The organism is Superficieibacter sp. (genome assembly GCF_032071645.1).
Classification (GTDB): Bacteria; Pseudomonadota; Gammaproteobacteria; order Enterobacterales; family Enterobacteriaceae; genus Superficieibacter.
This window is the reverse complement of the sequence record NZ_DAMAPU010000005.1, coordinates 339389-357498: the sequence shown is the minus strand read 5'-3', so window position 1 is coordinate 357498 and position 18110 is coordinate 339389. Positions and strand designations below refer to the sequence as shown.

Genomic DNA, 18110 nt, shown 5'->3' with positions numbered 1-18110 from the left:
AGTGGTGGGTGATGACGGGATCGAACCGCCGACCCTCTCCTTGTAAGGGAGATGCTCTCCCAGCTGAGCTAATCACCCCCGCTGTGTGGAGTCGCATTATAGGGAGAGTTGAAAATGAGTCAACGCCTTTTCTTAAGATTTTGCTCGTTCGTCGTAAAATTAAACAAAGCGTTGCGGATTTGCTCGTGCAGGTATGATTTATCGACAAAAAAAGCAAACTGAGACACAGAGAAGTGAACAACATTGAGGAATCAGCGGGGAGTGATAGAATATTGCCCACTTTGTATTTCCAGGTTAGCCGGTTGTCGGCATCTTTATTAACGTAAGGCCTTTTCATGAAAATCAAAACTCGCTTCGCGCCCAGCCCGACAGGTTATCTGCACGTCGGCGGTGCTCGTACTGCTCTTTATTCCTGGCTTTTTGCGCGTAACCACGGCGGTGAGTTTGTGCTGCGTATTGAGGACACCGATCTCGAACGCTCCACCCCGGAAGCTATCGAAGCCATTATGGACGGTATGAACTGGCTGAGTCTGGAGTGGGATGAAGGCCCGTACTATCAAACCAAACGTTTTGACCGCTATAACGCGGTGATTGATGAAATGCTGGTCGCAGGCACCGCGTACAAATGCTACTGCTCTAAAGAGCGTCTGGACGCGCTGCGTGAAGAGCAAATGGCGAAGGGCGAAAAGCCGCGTTACGACGGGCGCTGCCGTCACAGTCATGAGCATCACGCTGATGATGAACCTTGCGTTGTGCGTTTTGCTAACCCGCAGGAAGGTTCGGTGATTTTTGACGACCAGATCCGTGGGCCGATTGAATTCAGCAACCAGGAACTGGACGATCTGATCATCCGGCGTACCGACGGTTCACCGACCTACAACTTCTGCGTGGTTGTGGACGACTGGGATATGGAAATCACCCATGTGATCCGTGGTGAAGACCATATCAACAACACTCCGCGTCAAATCAACATTCTGAAAGCGCTGAATGCGCCAGTGCCGGTGTATGCCCATGTTTCGATGATTAACGGCGACGACGGTAAAAAGCTGTCAAAACGTCACGGCGCGGTGAGCGTGATGCAGTATCGCGATGATGGTTATCTGCCGGAGGCGCTGCTGAACTATCTGGTGCGTCTGGGCTGGGCCAGCGGCGATCAGGAAATCTTCAGCCGTGAAGAGATGATCACGCTGTTCTCACTGAGCGCGGTCAGCAAATCGGCCAGTGCGTTTAACACGGAAAAACTCCAGTGGCTGAACCATCACTATATTACTACCCTGGCACCGGAATACGTGGCGACGCATCTGCAATGGCACATTGAGCAGGAAAATATCGACACCCGTAACGGCCCGCAGCTTGCTGAACTGGTTACTTTGCTGGGCGATCGTTGCAAAACGCTGAAAGAAATGGCGGCAACCTGCCGCTACTTCTATGAAGATTTTGCGGAGTTTGATGCTGACGCGGCGAAAAAACATCTGCGTCCGGTAGCGCGTCAGCCGCTGGAGGTCGTACGCGACAAACTTTCCTCACTGGCAGACTGGACCGCAGAAAACGTTCACCACGCGATTCAGGCGACGGCGGACGAGCTGGAAGTCGGGATGGGCAAAGTCGGTATGCCGCTGCGTGTGGCGGTGACGGGAGCAGGGCAGTCTCCGGCGCTGGACGTCACGGTACATGCGATTGGTAAAACGCGCAGCATTGAGCGCATCAATAAAGCGCTGGCGTTTATTACCGAGCGCGAAAACCAGCAGTAATACCGTCAGTCACGCTTACGGCAGGCCTGACCTGTCGTAAGCGTCAATCAGGTTTACCCCTCGCCAATACCCAGACGATCCACAAAGCCACGAATACCTTCCCGCGCTAAAAAGATCGCCAGTTGCTGTTGTTCAGCCAGCGTCATATTTTGCAGGATATGGTAAATCTGGCCTAAGGGGCTTTCAGTCTCGGCTGTGCCGTATTCCATCGCCGGTTCGTGAGCCTGTAACGGGATGCTGAGAGTACGCAGTGCCGGTGCATTGGTTAAAAAGTCGCGTACCGAATGGTCGATATGAATCAACCGCGCACGTCCACCTTTAACGCCGGGTATTTTCTCGGTACGCCAGCCCTGCTCGCGTATCCACCGGTTAATGGTTTGTTTGGTAACGTCGAGACAAGCGGCTAATTCTTCCGTTGTCATTTTAGGTTTTAATTTAATCATGATGGTTTTGACTACGGATCCCAAGGCGTTCCAGCAAGCCGGTGATCCCTTCGCGTAGTAAAAGAGAAGTGAGTTGTTTTTGTTCGGAGTCGGTCATTTCATTGGCCAGCGAAAGTAGCAGGGCATCAAACGACGTATCATTAACTGCGGTAGCGTAACTGGCGGGAATGTCGCAAACCCGGCGGGCACTGTAGATAAATTCCCGTACCTGCGCATCAACATGTACCACCCGCGCCTTTCCTCCCTGTACGCCTGGTTTCGGGGACGTTTCCCAGCCCTCCTTGCGTACCCATTTATTAATCGTCTGGCGACTGTATCCGGTGAGATGTGCAATTTCATCCGGCGTCATCCGTTCCTTGATCATACTATTTCCTGAATAGTCGTGTGGAATTAGTGGTTCATGTTATACCATCATTTTACAAGAAATCGTGACAAGATTAACGCCTTGCTGCGAGGCAACTCGCAACATCACAGGTTTGCGTGCTTTTTCAGCAATCGATAGAAGGAAATAGATTTTGCCGTTGACACTGAGGAAGGGAATTCATATTATGCCGCCCGTCAACTCGACAAGCTTTACGTAACGGGGCTATAGCTCAGCTGGGAGAGCGCTTGCATGGCATGCAAGAGGTCAGCGGTTCGATCCCGCTTAGCTCCACCAAATCCTGCTCCCATCAGGTTTGGTACGTAAAGATGATGTGGGGCTATAGCTCAGCTGGGAGAGCGCTTGCATGGCATGCAAGAGGTCAGCGGTTCGATCCCGCTTAGCTCCACCAAAATTCAGACCCTCGCTTAACGCGGGGGTTTTTTATTTCCAGCATTCTCTTTTCGACGTGGCATGATTGCCACGCTTTTCGTTTATCCGGCGATCGACAGGCGTAAAAAAGCCGGGATGAAATCCCGGCTTTCAGAGAGGAGCGGTTACAGTACCAGCGCGGCGATAGACGCGGACAGCACGCTCACCAGCGTAGAGCCGTACACCAGCTTCAGACCAAAGCGGGAAACCACGTTGCCCTGTTCTTCATTCAGGCCTTTAATCGCACCCGCGATAATCCCGATAGAAGAGAAGTTAGCAAAAGACACCAGGAACACGGAAATGATGCCGACGGAACGCGGAGAAAGCGACGCGGCCACTTTTTGCAGATCCAGCATTGCCACGAATTCGTTAGACACCAGTTTGGTTGCCATGATACTGCCTACCTGCAACGCTTCATGAGCAGGCACACCCATCACCCATGCAACCGGGTAGAAGATATAGCCCAGAATTTCCTGGAACGAGATGCTGTGACCAAAGAAGCCGGTTACCGTAGAGAACAGGGCGTTCAGCGCGGCAATCAGAGCGATAAAACCGATCAGCATGGCGGCAACGATAATCGCCACTTTGAAACCAGCCAGAATGTACTCACCCAGCATTTCAAAGAAGCTCTGGCCTTCGTGCAGATTCGACATCTGAATGTTTTCTTCGCTGGCATCAACGCGGTACGGGTTGATCAGCGACAGCACGATAAAGGTACTGAACATGTTCAGCACCAGCGCGGCGACAACATACTTAGGTTCAAGCATGGTCATGTATGCGCCAACGATGGACATGGAAACTGTAGACATCGCCGTGGCCGCCATCGTATACATGCGGTTGCGCGACATCTTGCCGAGAATATCTTTATACGCGATAAAGTTCTCTGACTGCCCCAGGATCAGCGAGCTGACGGCGTTGAAGGATTCCAGCTTACCCATGCCATTGATTTTAGACAGAACAAAACCAATCGCCCGGATCACTACCGGCAGCACGCGAATATGCTGGAGAATACCGATTAGTGCGGAGATGAACACGATAGGGCACAGCACTTTCAGGAAGAAGAATGCCAGGCCTTCATCATTCATTTTACCGAAGACAAAGTTGGTGCCTTCGTTCGCAAAGCCAAGCAGCTTTTCGAACATTTCGGAGAAGCCTTGTACGAAGCCGAGGCCGATATTTGAGTTCAGGAAGAACCAGGCCAGCAAAACTTCAATTACAAGCAGTTGAACGACATAACGAATACGAATTTTTTTACGGTCGCTGCTGACCAGCAGAGCGAGCAACGCAACAACGACTAACGCCAGGATAAAGTGCAGAACGGCGGACATATTTGCTCCGAATATGAGGCAGGTTTAGTTTTCGTGCACATTCTATGTAACAACACTAAAGAAAACGAGATCAAACGCGCATTATAGTAAGTTCCTGTGAGCTATCTCAAAAATAGTGATCTACCAGACATTTTAATTATGTCGGGTAAAATAGTGAAAAGTTGCGTCAATGTACTACTCTGTTAACATCGTCTCCATATTGAAAACAAATAATGCCTCCACCAGGCATCCAGCCCGTCTATCGTTCACATCTATCAGAGAAATCAATTTTACATTTCTTAATGATCTTGATAATCATTCTCATTTTGATAGCATGAAACATAGCAAAGGCTATATTTAAGAGGCAGAGAATGAGCAACAGTCGCGTTGATAGCAGTACCGGCAGGGCAGCGCGTAAGCTGAGGCTGGCGTTAATGGGACCGGCATTCATTGCTGCCATTGGTTATATCGATCCGGGCAACTTTGCCACTAATATTCAGGCCGGGGCGAGTTTCGGCTATCAGCTACTGTGGGTGGTGGTCTGGGCGAACCTGATGGCGATGCTGATTCAGGTGCTGTCCGCTAAACTCGGCATTGCTACCGGTAAAAACCTCGCAGAACAAATCCGCGACCATTATCCGCGCCCGCTAGTCTGGTTTTACTGGGTGCAGGCAGAAATCATCGCAATGGCGACCGATTTAGCGGAATTTATTGGCGCGGCGATAGGTTTTAAAATGCTGCTCGGCGTGTCCCTTCTTCAGGGCGCGGTGCTGACCGGGATTGCCACCTTTCTGATCCTGATGCTTCAGCGACGCGGGCAAAAACCGCTGGAAGTGGTGATCGGCGGGCTGCTGCTGTTTGTTGCCGCCGCTTATATTGTCGAACTTATTTTTTCTCAGCCGGAACTGGCGGCGCTGTCGAAGGGGATGATTATTCCTTCTTTGCCGGGAACGGACGCGGTATTTTTAGCCGCTGGCGTGCTGGGCGCGACGATTATGCCTCACGTTATTTATCTGCACTCTTCGCTGACCCAGAATCAACATGCGGGGACGCGCAAAGAGCGCTACTCAGCCACGCGCTGGGACGTGGCGTTTGCCATGACCATTGCCGGTTTTGTCAATCTGGCGATGATGGCGACTGCCGCCGCCGCATTCCATTTTAATGGTCACACTGGCATTGCCGATCTGGAACAAGCGTATCTGACCCTTGAACCCCTGCTGAGCCATGCGGCGGCAACGGTCTTCGGTCTGAGTCTGGTGGCGGCTGGATTGTCATCAACCGTCGTTGGCACCCTGGCAGGGCAGGTAGTCATGCAGGGCTTCATCCGTTTTCATATTCCGCTGTGGGTGCGCCGGACGGTAACGATGCTGCCTTCGTTTATCGTGATTATGATGGGGCTGGACCCAACCCGCATTCTGGTGATGAGCCAGGTCCTGCTGAGCTTTGGTATTGCGCTGGCGCTGGTGCCGCTACTGATATTCACCAGCAACCGCGCGCTGATGGGCGAACTGGTTAACAGCCCGCTGATTAAGCGTACCGGCTGGACCATTGTCGTGCTGGTGGTGGTGCTGAATGGCTGGCTGCTGGTAGGGACATTAGTTGATTTAGTCTGATAAAACGCCGTGGCCTGATGCAGACCACGGCGTTTTTTTAATGATGATGCCCGTGATGACCGCGTCCGCGTCCCGGAGGTCCACGACGGTCATTGCGATCGTGCCAGCCTTCGCGGTAGCCGCGTTCATAAGCCCGGCGGTCGTCCCATCCACGATGGCGGGGCGGTTCATGTCGCCACCAGCGATTCTGCCGCCACTCGTAGTTACGGTGCCAGTAATCCCGATCGCGCCAGTGTCCGCCGTCCCAGTAGTTACCGCCGCGATCGCGATCGCCGATTTGTAACTTCACGGATGGCAGCAGAGTTATTTCCTCCGCGCTGGCTAAGGTGGGGATGGCTGCGGCAGCTAATACCGCCGCCAGAATAAGCGACCTGAGCATAGTTTTCTCCTTCACGGTCGGGGCCACTGTCGGCCTGTTAACCAAATATTACGGGGCGGTAAAGCCCCGTAGCATCCGATTAACTCCTAAATCACGTGCAGGCGCATTTTTTGTTAAAAAAGATGTCAGTCGATGCTGTTGAGCAACGCGTCAATCGTGGCACATTCCTGTTCGCTGAAGTGACGGTTTTGCAGCATCCCGACCGCATCATCAAGCTGCGCGGTTTTGCTGGCACCGATTAACACGGAAGTCACCCGGTCGCCGCGTAAGACCCAGGCGAGCGCCATTTGCGAGAGCTTCTGCCCACGCTTTTCCGCCAGCGCGTTAAGCTGACGGATAATATCCACCTTAGCCTCGGTAATTTGCTCCGGGTTCAGGAAACGACTGCCGCTGGCGGCACGGGAATCTGGTGGAATGCCGTTCAGATAGCGATCGGTCAGCAGCCCGCCTGCCAGCGGTGAAAACGCAATACTGCCTACCCCTTTCTCCTGAAGTACATCCAGCAGGCCGCCCTCAACCCAGCCCTCAAACATCGAATATTTTGGCTGGTGGATCAGACACGGCGTGCCAAGGTCGTCCAGGATCTCAATGGCCTGACGTGCCAGATCCGCCGGATAGTTGGAAAGCCCGACATACAGCGCTTTGCCCTGTCGCACGAGGTGATCCAGCGCGCGCATGGTTTCGACAAGCGGTGTTTCCGGGTCAGGACGATGGTGATAAAAAATATCGACGTACTCAAGACCCATCCGTTTCAGGCTTTGATCGAGACTTGATATCAGATATTTACGCGATCCCCAGTCACCATACGGGCCATCCCACATGGTATAGCCTGCTTTTGAGGAGATGATCAGTTCGTCGCGATACGGCAGAAAATCTTCGCGAAGAATGCGGCCAAAGTTGCTTTCTGCCGAGCCGGGAGGCGGCCCATAGTTGTTGGCGAGATCAAAATGGGTAATGCCCAGGTCGAATGCGTGTTGCAGAAGCTGGCGGCTTTTTTCCACCAGCGTCGCATCGCCAAAGTTATGCCATAACCCTAACGACACCGCCGGAAGTTTCAGCCCGCTCTGACCACAGCGACGATATTCCATCGTCTGGTAGCGGGCGGGATCTGCCTGGTAAACCATGCTGTTATCCTCTGTAATCAACGAATGTATGCGTTTACACAGTACAGGGTTTTTGGCGTAATTACTCGCTGACGCTCACAAAATCAGAACCTTAGTCTTTCCTGCGCGGAGCCATCAGCATGGGCTTACCGGCGAGCAGCAGCCATGCCGGTAACATCACAATACACAGCAGGGGCAGCAGCGTGGTATCCGGCACTACCACCGCCGCCATAAACAGGCTCAGCCAGCCATCGCGGGTCACTACCAGCATCAGGCCGAGGATCGCGCAGGAGACGGTAATAGCCGCAGGAACCGCATCCACATGGGCGTGCAGCCCCAGCCCCAGCGCCACCGCTACAAATACCGCCGGGTAGATGCGCCCGCCGCGAAAGCCGCTGGCGGCGGCTATGACCAGCGCGATCAGTTTAATCAGGGCGATGAGCAGAAAATCGGAGGCGCTCAGCGTCTGGCTGAAGCCCAGTTGCTGCATTTCCTGTAGCCCGTTAAACAGGGTGATATGACCGCCGATCGCCCCAACAATGCCGAGAGCGAAACCGCCAACACCGAGGATCAGCACCGGATGCTTAAGCCGGTGCATCAGCGCGTGGAGGCGCGGTAAACACCATACCGCCACCATCCCGACCGCCACCGAAAGCGCCACGACGACCATACCGCTAAAAACGTCTACCAGCCGCATCCGGGTATAGTGCGGGATCGCCAGCGAAAAATCAGGCTGAAAGAGCAGGCTGGTGGTGAGCGAACCGGCTGCGGCGGCAATCAACGGCGCAAAAAGACGGTCCCACAGTGGGACGTCGCTGCTGCCGCTTAACGTCTGGGAGAAAATCAGCGCCGCCGCAATCGGCGTACCAAACAGCGCGCCAATAGTGCCTGCGGCGGCGAGGATGGTCCATTCCAGTGCGCTGACGCGGGGGAAAAAACGTGCGCCCACGGTCACGGCCAGCGCGACGTTAACCGCCATCACCGGATGCTCCGGTCCGAGGCTCACGCCGCCCGCCAGACCGAGAATTAAGGCGAGAACCAGTCCCGGAAGCGCTACCGGGTGCACCGGCGTACCGATAAGCGGCTCCGTGGCCGGGTCAGGCCCGCCGTGGCCTGCGCTATACTTGATCAGCAACCCTACTGCGATCCCGGTCAGAGTCAGCACCAGCACAATCCACAGCGGGGAATCCAGCGCCACGCCCAGACGTGCAGGGAGACGGGTCCATAATGCGAACTGCAATCCGGCGGCAATTTTCATCACCACAATCAGGATCACGCTGGACGCAATGCCGATACACAGAGCCGGTAATGACAGTATCAACAGAGTTCTGGCTCGCGGATGGAGCATGATGATTTCCTTTTAGCTGAATGATGTGCATCACGTTGCCGACGTTTTAGAAGGCGTTAGTGCAAATGGTGCTGAAACGTTAAAGTTATTATGTGACACAGATCTATAATCCGTGGGCACTTACACTCTGGGCTTGTTGTCAGGACGCCATGAATTTACAGTGTGCCAAAAGATTTATTCTGACTTTAGCGGAGCAGTAAAAGAATGACAAAGTATGCTTTAGTGGGGGACGTGGGAGGCACTAACGCGCGCTTAGCGTTATGCGATGTTGCCACCGGCGAAATTTCTCAGGCGAAAACCTATTCGGGGCTGGATTACCCCAGCCTCGAAGCTGTGGTCAGCGTCTACCTGAAGGAACACAACGTTGAGGTCGAGGATGGCTGTATTGCCATTGCCTGCCCGATTACCGGTGACTGGGTAGCGATGACTAACCACACCTGGGCGTTCTCGATTGCCGAAATGCAAAAAAATCTCGGCTTTGACCATCTGGAAATTATCAACGATTTTACTGCCGTTTCAATGGCGATCCCGATGCTCAAACCAGAGCACCTGATCCAGTTTGGCGGTGCAGCGCCGGTGGAAGGCAAACCGATCGCCGTTTACGGCGCAGGAACCGGACTGGGCGTGGCGCATCTGGTTCACGTCGATAAACGCTGGGTCAGCCTGCCGGGTGAGGGCGGCCACGTTGATTTTGCGCCAAACAGCGAAGAAGAAGCGATTATTCTCGAAGAGCTGCGTGCCGAACTGGGACATGTTTCCGCCGAGCGCGTGCTTTCCGGGCCGGGGCTGATTAACCTTTACCGGGCGATCGTTAAATCCGACGGCCGCCTGCCGGAGAACCTTCAGCCGAAAGACATCACCACTCGCGCGCTGGAAGATAGCTGCATCGACTGTCGTCGTGCGCTGTCCCTGTTCTGCGTGATCATGGGACGCTTCGGCGGCAACCTGGCGCTGACGCTTGGCACCTTTGGTGGCGTGTATATCGCAGGTGGCATCGTCCCGCGCTTCCTCGAGTTTTTCACCGCTTCGGGTTTTCGCGGCGGCTTTGAAGACAAAGGCCGCTTCAAGGCATACGTGCAGGATATCCCCGTTTATCTGATCGTCCACGACAACCCCGGCCTTCTGGGTTCCGGCGCGCACCTGCGCCAGACGCTGGGGCAGACCCTGTAAAAAACGCGCCCGGTCTGACCGGGCGTTTTTACAGGTGCATTAACTGGCGAAACTCTTTTACCCTGCTGCGGCTCACCGGTACTTCAAATTCCAGATCGCGCAGTCGCAGAATGTAAGTATTGTTAAACCACGGCTCAATTTCGCGGATTTTATTCAGATTGACGCAGTACGAGCGGTGACAGCGGAAAAAATGCGCCTGCGGCAGCTTGCTGCAAAATTCGGTAATATTCATCGGCATCACCCACGACTCCCGCTTCGTATAAACGAAAGTCATTTTTTCATGGGCTTCGGCATAATAAATATCGTTGATCGGCGTGACGTAAATCCGTTCATCCTTAATCAAATTAATGGTGTCGTTTTCACGGGCTACCGGGGCGCTGACGCCGGGACTGGCCTGCGATTGCCACGCGCTTTCCAGCTTTTGCAGCATCGTAATAATGCGCGATTCCTGGTAAGGCTTGAGGATGTAATCAAAGGCTTCCAGCTCAAACGCTTCGACCGCGTGCTCTTTCCACGCGGTGATAAACACGATAAACGGCTTATGCGCGAACTGACTGATATTCTGCGCCAGCAGAACGCCGTCCAGCGACGGAATATTAATATCCAGAAACAGGGCATCGACCTTGTTGTGCTGTAAAAACTTCAGCACGTCCAGCCCGTCGTCAAAAGTGCCGACGATCTCCATCTGGCTGTGCTCTTTTATGAGCCAGCTTAGCTCCTGCTGCGCCAGGATTTCGTCTTCAACAATTATGACTTTCATCGTTTTCTCCGGTCATTGCAGCAGCGTTACGGGCGCAGGCTGCGGCGTACGCTGGTTCGGCACATAAAACGTGATTTCGGTGCCCGGCTCCAGGCGGCGAATGTGCAGCCCTTCGCCATACAGGAGCTTCACCCGGTGGTGAACGTTCAGCAGGCCGATTTTATTTCCCGGCATTTCATTCGCTTCCACGCGCTCAATGACCTGCGGATCGATGCCGTGACCGGTGTCGCGCACGCTGATCCGCACCCGGTTACCGCACTCGGCAATACCGATCGTCACCACGCCTTTACCCTTACAGGGCTGAATGCCGTGAACAATCGCGTTCTCTACCAGCGGCTGGATCAGCAGGCTGGGGATCACGCAGCTGACTTCATCATCAATGTCATAAATGACCGTGAGCTTGTCGCCAAAGCGCGCCTGCTCAATGGCGATGTAATCTTTAATTTGATAAAGCTCTTTTTTGATGTCGATCTGCTCATCGTCGTTTAACTCAATGTTATAGCGCAGATAGCGGGAGAGATTGTAAATCAACTGGCGTGCGGTATCCGGATTCAGGCGAATCGACGACGAAATCGCGTTCAGCGCGTTAAACAGAAAATGGGGATTGATCTTACTTTGCAGCGCGCGCAGTTCTGCCTTATTTGCCATTTCCCGGAGCTGTTCGGCGCGGGACACTTCCAGTTGGGTTGAGATAATTTGCGACAGGCCAATCGCCATTTCCTGAAGAGAAGAGGTGATTTGATGGGCGTGGCAGTAGTAGATTTTCAGCGTGCCGGTGACGATGCCTTTTTCCCACAGCGGGATCACCAGCATGGAATGAATTTCCGGCGTGCGGTGCGCTTCATCATTGTTCTTAATGATGATTTTACCCGAATCGATGGCCTGCCGGGTGGTTGGGCTGATGGTGTCGTCGTTATCGCGGTAGTTGTCTTCGCCCACGCCGACGTAGGCCAACACACGTTCGTTGTTGGTGATGGCAACCGCATCGGCATTGATATCGCGGCGGATAATATTGCAGACCTGCCGCAGCGATTCGATGTTAACGTTGCGAAACAGCGGCAGCGTTTTGTTGGCGATATCCAGCGCCAGCTTAGCCTGCCGCGCGGCGCTGGCCTCTTTTTCACCTTCCACGCTGCGCACCAGCAGTACGATAAAGCCGATGCAGACGCTGCCGAGGATCATCGGGACACCGATTTTAGACACGATATCCAGCCCCAGTGCCAGCGTGGGTGCCCACAGCACCACGAGGATCATGGTCAGCGTTTCGCAGATCATTCCGCCGACAATGCCAACGCGCCAGTGTTGCGCTTTGGGGACTTTTTGATGAATTAACCCGGACAGTATTCCCGCGATAATGCTGGTAATAAAACAGGGAACGGCGGTGACGCCACCGATATCAATCAGGTAGCGATGGATCCCGGCGATAATGCCGGTAATGATCCCCACCCATGGCCCGAACAGAATGCCGCCGGACATCACGGCAATTACCCGCACGTTGACCAGCGAGCCTTCAACCGGCACCCCGGACCAGGTGCTGAACAGGGCAAACAGGGAAAACAGAGCGGTGACGGCCAGCAGTTCTTTCGGCGTATGCGCGGATTTGTGCAGCAGCTCGCGGAACAGACGGATGCGGATCAGAAAAAACAGGCAGATCAGCATCAATGCTGCCCGATCAAAAACCGCCAGCAGCATGGTAAATATTTCGTGCATGGGGTAGCCGTGTAAATCGTGTGAAAACACTATGATAAAAAACCTGGCAGCAGATGACCAGCGACACGCTCGTTATCATAATGAGGAAAATCCACAATTATAAAAGGGGATTGGATGACTTCCGCTGATAGCAGCGTCTTCAGGGTCGACACCGGGAAGGTGAGGTAAATAAATTTATATCATTGTGTTAAATATATATTTCATTTAACCCATAAAGCGGACGATTATAGATAGGTCTTGATTTTTTACTTCCCGTTTTGGGTGAGCGCAACTTTTTTTCATCAGCCCTCTCGACAGCGTGTTTTTTTTCAGGCTATTTTCTTAAGAGGCCGCATCTGCGGCAGCGTCGCTCGGACGGTCCGGGCGCTAACGTCATCTGAGGTATTTATGCCAGAGTTCACTCCTGAACGCCGCTTCACGCGTATCGATCGTCTTCCCCCTTACGTGTTTAACATCACCGCTGAACTGAAAATGGCTGCGCGTCGGCGCGGCGAAGATATTATTGATTTCAGTATGGGCAACCCTGACGGGGCCACGCCGCCGCATATCGTCGAAAAACTTTGCACCGTGGCGCAGCGCCCGGATACGCACGGCTATTCCACCTCTCGCGGGATCCCGCGCCTCCGCCGCGCTATTTCGCGCTGGTATCAGGAACGCTATGCGGTGGATATCGATCCTGAAAGTGAAGCCATTGTTACCATCGGTTCGAAAGAGGGACTGGCTCACCTGATGCTGGCGACGCTCGATCATGGCGATACGGTGCTGGTGCCCAATCCCAGCTATCCGATCCATATTTACGGCGCGGTGATCGCCGGGGCGCAGGTGCGATCGGTTCCGCTGGTGGAGGGCGTGGACTTCTTCAATGAGCTGGAGCGCGCGATCCGCGAAAGTTATCCGAAACCGAAAATGATGATCCTCGGTTTCCCGTCGAATCCAACCGCGCAGTGCGTGGAGCTGGAATTTTTCGAAAAAGTGGTGGCGCTGGCAAAACGCTACGATGTGCTGGTGGTCCACGATCTCGCCTATGCGGATATCGTCTACGATGGCTGGAAGGCACCGTCCATCATGCAGGTTCCTGGCGCGCGCGATGTGGCGGTAGAGTTTTTCACCCTCTCTAAAAGCTACAACATGGCGGGGTGGCGCATTGGTTTTATGGTAGGCAACCCGGTGCTGGTCAACGCGCTGGCGCGGATCAAGAGCTATCACGATTACGGTACGTTTACGCCATTACAGGTCGCCGCTATTGCCGCGCTGGAGGGCGATCAGCAGTGTGTGCATGATATCGCCGCGCAGTATAAGCGTCGTCGCGATGTGCTGGTTAAAGGGCTGCATGAAGCGGGCTGGATGGTCGACGTGCCGAAGGCGTCGATGTATGTATGGGCTAAAATTCCTGAACAGTATGCGGCGATGGGATCATTAGAGTTTGCCAAAAAACTGCTCCAGGAAGCGAAAGTCTGCGTTTCTCCGGGAATTGGCTTCGGTGATTATGGCGACACGCACGTCCGCTTTGCGCTCATCGAAAACCGCGACCGTATTCGTCAGGCTATTCGTGGAATTAAAGCCATGTTCCGTGCTGATGGCCTGCTGCCTGCGGCATCAAAATCCGTGGCGGAGAATGCCGCACAGGAATGAAAAAAAGCGCCGTCAGGCGCTTTTTTTTACACTCATTTTTGCTCAGATCATTAAGGCAAAAGTTCCGGCCCAGACGATTACCATCACCGAAATGCCCATAAAAAAATATTTCACGTTTCATCGCTCCGCGTATCCATTGATACGCCAAAAGAACAAGGCTCACTGAGTATAGAGAGCTGACGCTTTGCCTTATCTGAATTGAGATTTATCTCGTTTCCGGCTCCGGCATCACCCCAGAATTTTGCGCCATTGGTGCGCAAGACGGGGGTAATGTACGCCTAAAAAATCATGCTGACAAGCGCCATTTTTTCATTTAATTTTAGTTACTTAGGAGTGTCTCATATTGGCGACACTTTGATTTACCCAGGTAATAAATCCCTGCCCAGCGAATCCATACATTTAACTTATAGGCGTGTCATTTTGTGTCTTTGGTGAGCGGTAGAGGAACGAAGACGGGTAAAAAGCGAGGACCAGATAGCCCTCGCCAGGGAGAACTTATTCGAAGGTGCCTTTCACGCAGACAACGCCATCACGCATCATGGCTTTTCCTTTTGCCCAGACATCCTGAACGCGCAGGTCTTCATTCAGCACCACCAGGTCAGCATCACAGCCCACTGCCAGCTGGCCTTTGTGCGCCAGTCCCAGGAATTCAGCCACGTTGCGGGTCAGGGGATGCAGCGCGACTTCAAGCGGAATATTGTGCTGATGTACCAGCTGACGCACGGTTTCCGGCATTGATTCAAAACCCGCCACGCCAAAGCCAATTAAGTTTCCGTCTTCATCAAATTCCGGCTGGCTGCCGTTGCCGTCAGAACTTAACGTCAGGCGGGACAAATGCACTTTATCTTTCAGAGCGGTAGCAATCGCCAGCGCCGGATCGACAGGGGAGTCGATACTGCTGGTGATATCAATATAGCCGCCCTCGCGGGCAAAATGCTGCGCGGCTAAAAAAAGCGTTTCCGAGCGGTTAACATGCGTCGGCAGCAGCTTAGTGATGGGGACATCGGAGTGCTGGAGAACGTCGTAAATCGGCTCCAGTAAACGCGGGCTGTCGCCCATATGAAAAACGCTGATCCCGGCTTTGCTGCCCAGAAGCCCTCCCGTTCGGGCCTGCGCGGCCATATTCGCCAGCTCGCTGCCGCGCGGAGCCGAAGAACGATGATCGGAAATCGCACACTTCACGCCGATAATTTTATCGATCAGCGCCACATCGCGATCGATGCTGCCGGTGATGGTTGCCGAAGGAAGAGAATAGGAGCCGGTGAGCATCCAGGCGCTGATGCCTTCATATTCCAGAGCGCGGGTTTTTGCCAGCAGGGATTCAGGGTGACGGGTAATACCGTCCGTACCCAGCAGACCGACTACTGAGGTGATCCCGGCTTTAATCAGATGAGAAAGCCGCACTTCCGGCGTGCGGGTATGCGGACCCGCCTCGCCACCGCCGCCGATTAAATGCACATGCTGGTCGATAAAGCCTGGACATAAAATTGCGCCATTCAGTTCAATAACGTCGCAATCGGGCAGGGTGTGAGGATCGATGGTGGTTTCAATAGCTGCAATCTTACCGCCAGCCACCAGCACATCGCGTCTGCCCAAATGGTCGGGGGAGTAAACTTCCGCCTGGCGAAAGAGTTTCAGCCCCAGCACTGACAAATCCATGTATTTCTCCTTTTAAACTAACGCCTGCATTACCCATATGGACAGCAGGGCATTAATCACACAAATCGTAATAATATGCGGATAGTATTTGGGCTTAACGCCTGCGGTGCCGAGACAGCGCCCGACGTTTTGTACCGGATTACCCAGCAGATAAATGGCTGGTAATAATACGGTGGCATCATGCCCCGTCAGCACGCCTGTCAGGACCAGACTGGCACAAACGCCCGTGCCGCCTCCCATACTCATCACCGCCGCCAGCAATACCGTTGCCGCTTCCCCCGGCAGACCCCACAGCGCCATTATCGGCTGGCAAATACTGCCGACGATCTCCAGCAGCCCGGTAACGGATAACGCCTGAATAATCACAAAGGCCATCACCACGCTGGGTAGCAGGCTGGTGGTCGCGATGGTAAAACCGCGCCTGGCACCATCGATGAAGAGATCCATCACATTTTTACGCGCCTGTACCGTCATTTTCTGTCCTCCCTGTCTGACGACTTTCAATCTGTGCAATCCACAGCCTGAGCAGGTTTGCACCAATAAACTTAAAGATAAGAATGATGGCGAGCGGGGTGATCACCGGCACGGTAATGGTGGTAAACAGCGCGGCTGCCGAGGAAAAGTAATTGGTGATAATAGCGCTGCCGCTGGTCTGGTACGTGGCGAAAATTGCGCGTTCATGGTCGTTAATCACGCCTTCATCCGCCAGCTCTCTGGTCATCCCCGCTGCGGCGTCGGTATTTTGCAGGTTGGCAATCAGCGCCAGCGAGCAAACCCCCGGAATGCCCAGTAATGGCCGTAAAACCGGCGTCATAAGCTGCTGTGCCGCGCGTAATCCACCCAACCCTTCAGTGACAGAAATAATGCCAAGCGAAAGGATCACCGAGGGCGCGAGTTCCAGCGCAAACAGAAAACCGTCCTTTGCACCCGTGCCTCCCGTTCCCCGAAAAGAGATCGCTTTTTCACCCGCCGTCGTAATCTGGCCGAATGACCCGTTGAGTACGGTAAAATCGAATACCCGCCACCACTCGGTGCTTTTAGCAAAGAAACCGGAAAAAAAGATGATTGTGACAAAAAAAGCCAGATAACCAACCCAACTGACCTTCTCCTGTGTGGGAGAGGCGTTTTTCATAATGTCCTCCTGACATTGTTTTGTTTGTAGTCATATGAACTTAAAACAAAATTTGTGCTGAAGACGAGAGGGCCGGGATGCTTATAGGAATAAATTTAGGGATGTTTTATACGCGGAAAGTTTTAAGTATCTGGGGTGTTGCCAGGCTGGAAGAAGTTGTTTCAGAGAGGTAAAAATTGATGGTGTCCCCTGCAATATTGATTTAAATCAATTCACGATAATTGTATTAACAACTCACTGTATCCTTTAACCATTTCGATATAAATGCGTGTTTGTTGTAGTGCCAGTAGTTCAATTTTTTGGTACTGCCAGTACAATTCCTCTTAATGGTTAGCAGGAAATTCTTAAGATATTTCTTAAGCGAGATTAAATATCGGTAAATTTGATATTATGGCGATCATTGTTCTATTATCGCGCGTGACGAACTGGAGTGTGAAAGTTTGCACAGCGATAAACCAAGGGATTGAGATGGCTGACAGTTTCCAGAATGAAGTGCCTAAGGCACGTATTAATCTAAAACGTGATCTGCATACGGGAGGTGTAAGCAAGAAAACCGAACTCCCCCTGAAATTACTGGTTGCGGGCGATTTCAGTAATGGTCAGGAATCTGCTCCATTATCAGAGCGTAAAAAAGTTAATCTGCACAAAAATAACTTTGACGCGGTGCTTTCCGAATATTCCCCAAAAGTAAATCTTACCGTTAAAAATACGCTTGCCGGTGACGGCAGTGAAGACACCATCAGTCTGACATTCCGCAGCATGAAGGATTTCACCCCGGAACAGGTCTCCCGGCAAATACCCCGGCTGAAGGCGAAATCATAATCTAAGGCAGGACGCCGATGAAAACGGAACAACCGTTATGGGGCAGGGGCATCATGGTCTCGCCCCGGCACTTTCAGCAACAGGCTGCGTATGCAGCCTGGTCTGCGGAATGCATTGCCCGCCTGGAGCAGGATTCACAGAGGCCGTTCCTGTTCACCAAAGAAATCGACTCCTCCAGCCCGTATCTGTACAAGGCGGCGACCACCGGTCAGACCCTGAAATCTGAAATGTATGACGTCAAGGAGCCTTCTGAAGAGAAGCACAACCACCCTGAGCGTATTGAACTGCGTTACGAAAAAATCACCTGGACCTACAAAGACGGCAACATCATTCATTCCGATTCCTGGAACGAACGCGCGACCGCGTAGTCATCCGCTGCGGACAGAGTTCCCTGTCCGCATTTTTCCTGAGCGTCTGCGAGCCGGGCGCTCAGGAAAATCACAATCTGCCTGCCCGACCGTATGCGCTCTGGTTCACAGCGAAGGGCG

16 protein-coding genes, 3 tRNA genes and 2 pseudogenes are annotated in these 18110 nt (G+C 53.2%); 8 read left to right on the top strand and 13 right to left on the bottom strand.

Annotated features, from left to right (window positions below; translation table 11 throughout):
• Nucleotides 1-2: 2 nt before the first annotated feature.
• Nucleotides 3-78: transfer RNA gene (locus tag RT197_RS12920), tRNA-Val, on the bottom strand.
• 257 nt (nt 79-335) lie between these two features.
• Between RT197_RS12920 and gltX the strand changes: the two genes are divergently transcribed.
• The gene (gene gltX / locus RT197_RS12915) at nt 336-1751 is read left to right on the top strand and encodes a glutamate--tRNA ligase (protein ID WP_312951217.1); all 1416 of its coding nucleotides are present in this window, start codon (nt 336-338) and stop codon (nt 1749-1751) included.
• A 53-nt stretch (nt 1752-1804) separates the two neighbouring features.
• On the opposite strand, the gene RT197_RS12910 is transcribed toward gltX, so the two are convergent.
• Nucleotides 1805-2194 (bottom strand): YfeC-like transcriptional regulator, encoded by a 390-nt coding sequence (locus RT197_RS12910; protein WP_312951214.1) that lies wholly within the window; start codon nt 2192-2194, stop codon nt 1805-1807.
• Nucleotides 2187-2558, bottom strand: coding sequence for a YfeC-like transcriptional regulator (locus RT197_RS12905; protein ID WP_312951211.1), 372 nt, complete (start codon nt 2556-2558; stop codon nt 2187-2189). Before RT197_RS12905 ends, RT197_RS12910 begins: the two co-directional genes overlap by 8 nt.
• 218 nt (nt 2559-2776) lie before the next feature.
• Between RT197_RS12905 and RT197_RS12900 the strand changes: the two genes are divergently transcribed.
• Both RT197_RS12900 and RT197_RS12895 read left to right on the top strand, forming a co-directional pair.
• Nucleotides 2777-2852, top strand: a tRNA-Ala gene (locus tag RT197_RS12900).
• A 39-nt stretch (nt 2853-2891) separates the two neighbouring features.
• Nucleotides 2892-2967 (top strand) — tRNA-Ala (locus tag RT197_RS12895).
• A 145-nt stretch (nt 2968-3112) separates the two neighbouring features.
• Here RT197_RS12895 and RT197_RS12890 read toward each other — a convergent pair.
• Nucleotides 3113-4315, bottom strand: coding sequence for a NupC/NupG family nucleoside CNT transporter (locus tag RT197_RS12890; protein ID WP_312951209.1), 1203 nt, complete (start codon nt 4313-4315; stop codon nt 3113-3115).
• A 350-nt stretch (nt 4316-4665) separates the two neighbouring features.
• Here RT197_RS12890 and RT197_RS12885 point away from each other — a divergent pair, with 350 nt between their 5' ends.
• Complete coding sequence (locus tag RT197_RS12885) at nt 4666-5907, top strand: Nramp family divalent metal transporter (protein WP_312951206.1); 1242 nt, start codon at nt 4666-4668, stop codon at nt 5905-5907.
• Between the two features lie 37 nt (nt 5908-5944).
• Here RT197_RS12885 and RT197_RS12880 read toward each other — a convergent pair whose 3' ends face one another.
• The 3 genes from RT197_RS12880 to RT197_RS12870 form a co-directional block, all read right to left on the bottom strand.
• Nucleotides 5945-6286 carry a DUF2502 domain-containing protein gene (locus tag RT197_RS12880; protein ID WP_312951204.1) on the bottom strand — a complete coding sequence of 114 codons (342 nt, stop codon included), beginning with the start codon at nt 6284-6286 and terminating at the stop codon, nt 5945-5947.
• A 125-nt stretch (nt 6287-6411) separates the two neighbouring features.
• The gene (gene mgrA, locus RT197_RS12875) at nt 6412-7410 is read right to left on the bottom strand and encodes an L-glyceraldehyde 3-phosphate reductase (RefSeq protein ID WP_312951202.1); all 999 of its coding nucleotides are present in this window, start codon (nt 7408-7410) and stop codon (nt 6412-6414) included.
• Nucleotides 7411-7501: 91 nt separating this feature from the next.
• Entirely contained in the window at nt 7502-8737 is a 1236-nt protein-coding gene (locus tag RT197_RS12870) for an ion channel protein (RefSeq protein WP_312951199.1), read from the bottom strand.
• 204 nt (nt 8738-8941) lie between these two features.
• Between RT197_RS12870 and glk the strand changes: the two genes are divergently transcribed.
• The gene (gene glk / locus RT197_RS12865) at nt 8942-9907 is read left to right on the top strand and encodes a glucokinase (RefSeq protein ID WP_312951197.1); all 966 of its coding nucleotides are present in this window, start codon (nt 8942-8944) and stop codon (nt 9905-9907) included.
• Nucleotides 9908-9935: 28 nt separating this feature from the next.
• Here the strand turns inward: glk and RT197_RS12860 are convergent, their stop codons facing one another.
• Both RT197_RS12860 and RT197_RS12855 read right to left on the bottom strand, forming a co-directional pair.
• Entirely contained in the window at nt 9936-10667 is a 732-nt protein-coding gene (locus tag RT197_RS12860; RefSeq protein WP_312951195.1) for a LytTR family DNA-binding domain-containing protein, read from the bottom strand.
• Nucleotides 10668-10679: 12 nt separating this feature from the next.
• Entirely contained in the window at nt 10680-12377 is a 1698-nt protein-coding gene (locus tag RT197_RS12855) for a sensor histidine kinase (RefSeq protein ID WP_312951193.1), read from the bottom strand.
• 387 nt (nt 12378-12764) lie between these two features.
• Here RT197_RS12855 and alaC point away from each other — a divergent pair, with 387 nt between their 5' ends.
• Nucleotides 12765-14009, top strand: a complete 1245-nt coding sequence (alaC, locus tag RT197_RS12850; protein WP_312951190.1) for an alanine transaminase — start codon at nt 12765-12767, stop codon at nt 14007-14009.
• 42 nt (nt 14010-14051) lie between these two features.
• Here the strand turns inward: alaC and ypdK are convergent, their stop codons facing one another.
• The 4 genes from ypdK to RT197_RS12830 all read right to left on the bottom strand — a co-directional run bounded on the left by ypdK (nt 14052) and on the right by RT197_RS12830 (nt 16800).
• A complete protein-coding gene (ypdK, locus tag RT197_RS12845) occupies nt 14052-14123 on the bottom strand; it encodes a membrane protein YpdK (protein WP_099458783.1) in 72 nt (23 codons plus the stop codon).
• Between the two features lie 381 nt (nt 14124-14504).
• Nucleotides 14505-15668: a beta-aspartyl-peptidase gene (gene iadA, locus RT197_RS12840; protein WP_312951188.1), complete on the bottom strand. Its 1164-nt coding sequence runs from the start codon at nt 15666-15668 to the stop codon at nt 14505-14507.
• 12 nt (nt 15669-15680) lie between these two features.
• Nucleotides 15681-16142, bottom strand: coding sequence for a YjiG family protein (locus tag RT197_RS12835; RefSeq protein WP_312951186.1), 462 nt, complete (start codon nt 16140-16142; stop codon nt 15681-15683).
• Nucleotides 16123-16800, bottom strand: coding sequence for a nucleoside recognition domain-containing protein (locus tag RT197_RS12830; RefSeq protein ID WP_312951183.1), 678 nt, complete (start codon nt 16798-16800; stop codon nt 16123-16125). Before RT197_RS12830 ends, RT197_RS12835 begins: the two co-directional genes overlap by 20 nt.
• 468 nt (nt 16801-17268) lie before the next feature.
• Between RT197_RS12830 and tssB the strand changes: the two are divergent.
• Both tssB and RT197_RS12820 read left to right on the top strand, forming a co-directional pair.
• Nucleotides 17269-17613, top strand: a pseudogene (tssB, locus tag RT197_RS12825) (type VI secretion system contractile sheath small subunit); the annotation flags it as partial.
• A gap of 152 nt (nt 17614-17765) precedes the next feature.
• Nucleotides 17766-17990: pseudogene (locus tag RT197_RS12820) on the top strand (type VI secretion system tube protein Hcp); the annotation flags it as partial.
• Nucleotides 17991-18110: the final 120 nt, after the last annotated feature.

Bases quoted from the DNA above. Each gene is read 5' to 3' on its own strand.
- gltX (WP_312951217.1), top strand. From the start codon at position 336: ATGAAAATCAAAACTCGCTTCGCGCCCAGCCCGACAGGTTATCTGCAC.
- RT197_RS12910 (WP_312951214.1), bottom strand. From the start codon at position 2,194: ATGATTAAATTAAAACCTAAAATGACAACGGAAGAATTAGCCGCTTGT.
- RT197_RS12905 (WP_312951211.1), bottom strand. From the start codon at position 2,558: ATGATCAAGGAACGGATGACGCCGGATGAAATTGCACATCTCACCGGA.
- RT197_RS12890 (WP_312951209.1), bottom strand. From the start codon at position 4,315: ATGTCCGCCGTTCTGCACTTTATCCTGGCGTTAGTCGTTGTTGCGTTG.
- RT197_RS12885 (WP_312951206.1), top strand. From the start codon at position 4,666: ATGAGCAACAGTCGCGTTGATAGCAGTACCGGCAGGGCAGCGCGTAAG.
- RT197_RS12880 (WP_312951204.1), bottom strand. From the start codon at position 6,286: ATGCTCAGGTCGCTTATTCTGGCGGCGGTATTAGCTGCCGCAGCCATC.
- mgrA (WP_312951202.1), bottom strand. From the start codon at position 7,410: ATGGTTTACCAGGCAGATCCCGCCCGCTACCAGACGATGGAATATCGT.
- RT197_RS12870 (WP_312951199.1), bottom strand. From the start codon at position 8,737: ATGCTCCATCCGCGAGCCAGAACTCTGTTGATACTGTCATTACCGGCT.
- glk (WP_312951197.1), top strand. From the start codon at position 8,942: ATGACAAAGTATGCTTTAGTGGGGGACGTGGGAGGCACTAACGCGCGC.
- RT197_RS12860 (WP_312951195.1), bottom strand. From the start codon at position 10,667: ATGAAAGTCATAATTGTTGAAGACGAAATCCTGGCGCAGCAGGAGCTA.
- RT197_RS12855 (WP_312951193.1), bottom strand. From the start codon at position 12,377: ATGCACGAAATATTTACCATGCTGCTGGCGGTTTTTGATCGGGCAGCA.
- alaC (WP_312951190.1), top strand. From the start codon at position 12,765: ATGCCAGAGTTCACTCCTGAACGCCGCTTCACGCGTATCGATCGTCTT.
- iadA (WP_312951188.1), bottom strand. From the start codon at position 15,668: ATGGATTTGTCAGTGCTGGGGCTGAAACTCTTTCGCCAGGCGGAAGTT.
- RT197_RS12835 (WP_312951186.1), bottom strand. From the start codon at position 16,142: ATGACGGTACAGGCGCGTAAAAATGTGATGGATCTCTTCATCGATGGT.
- RT197_RS12830 (WP_312951183.1), bottom strand. From the start codon at position 16,800: ATGAAAAACGCCTCTCCCACACAGGAGAAGGTCAGTTGGGTTGGTTAT.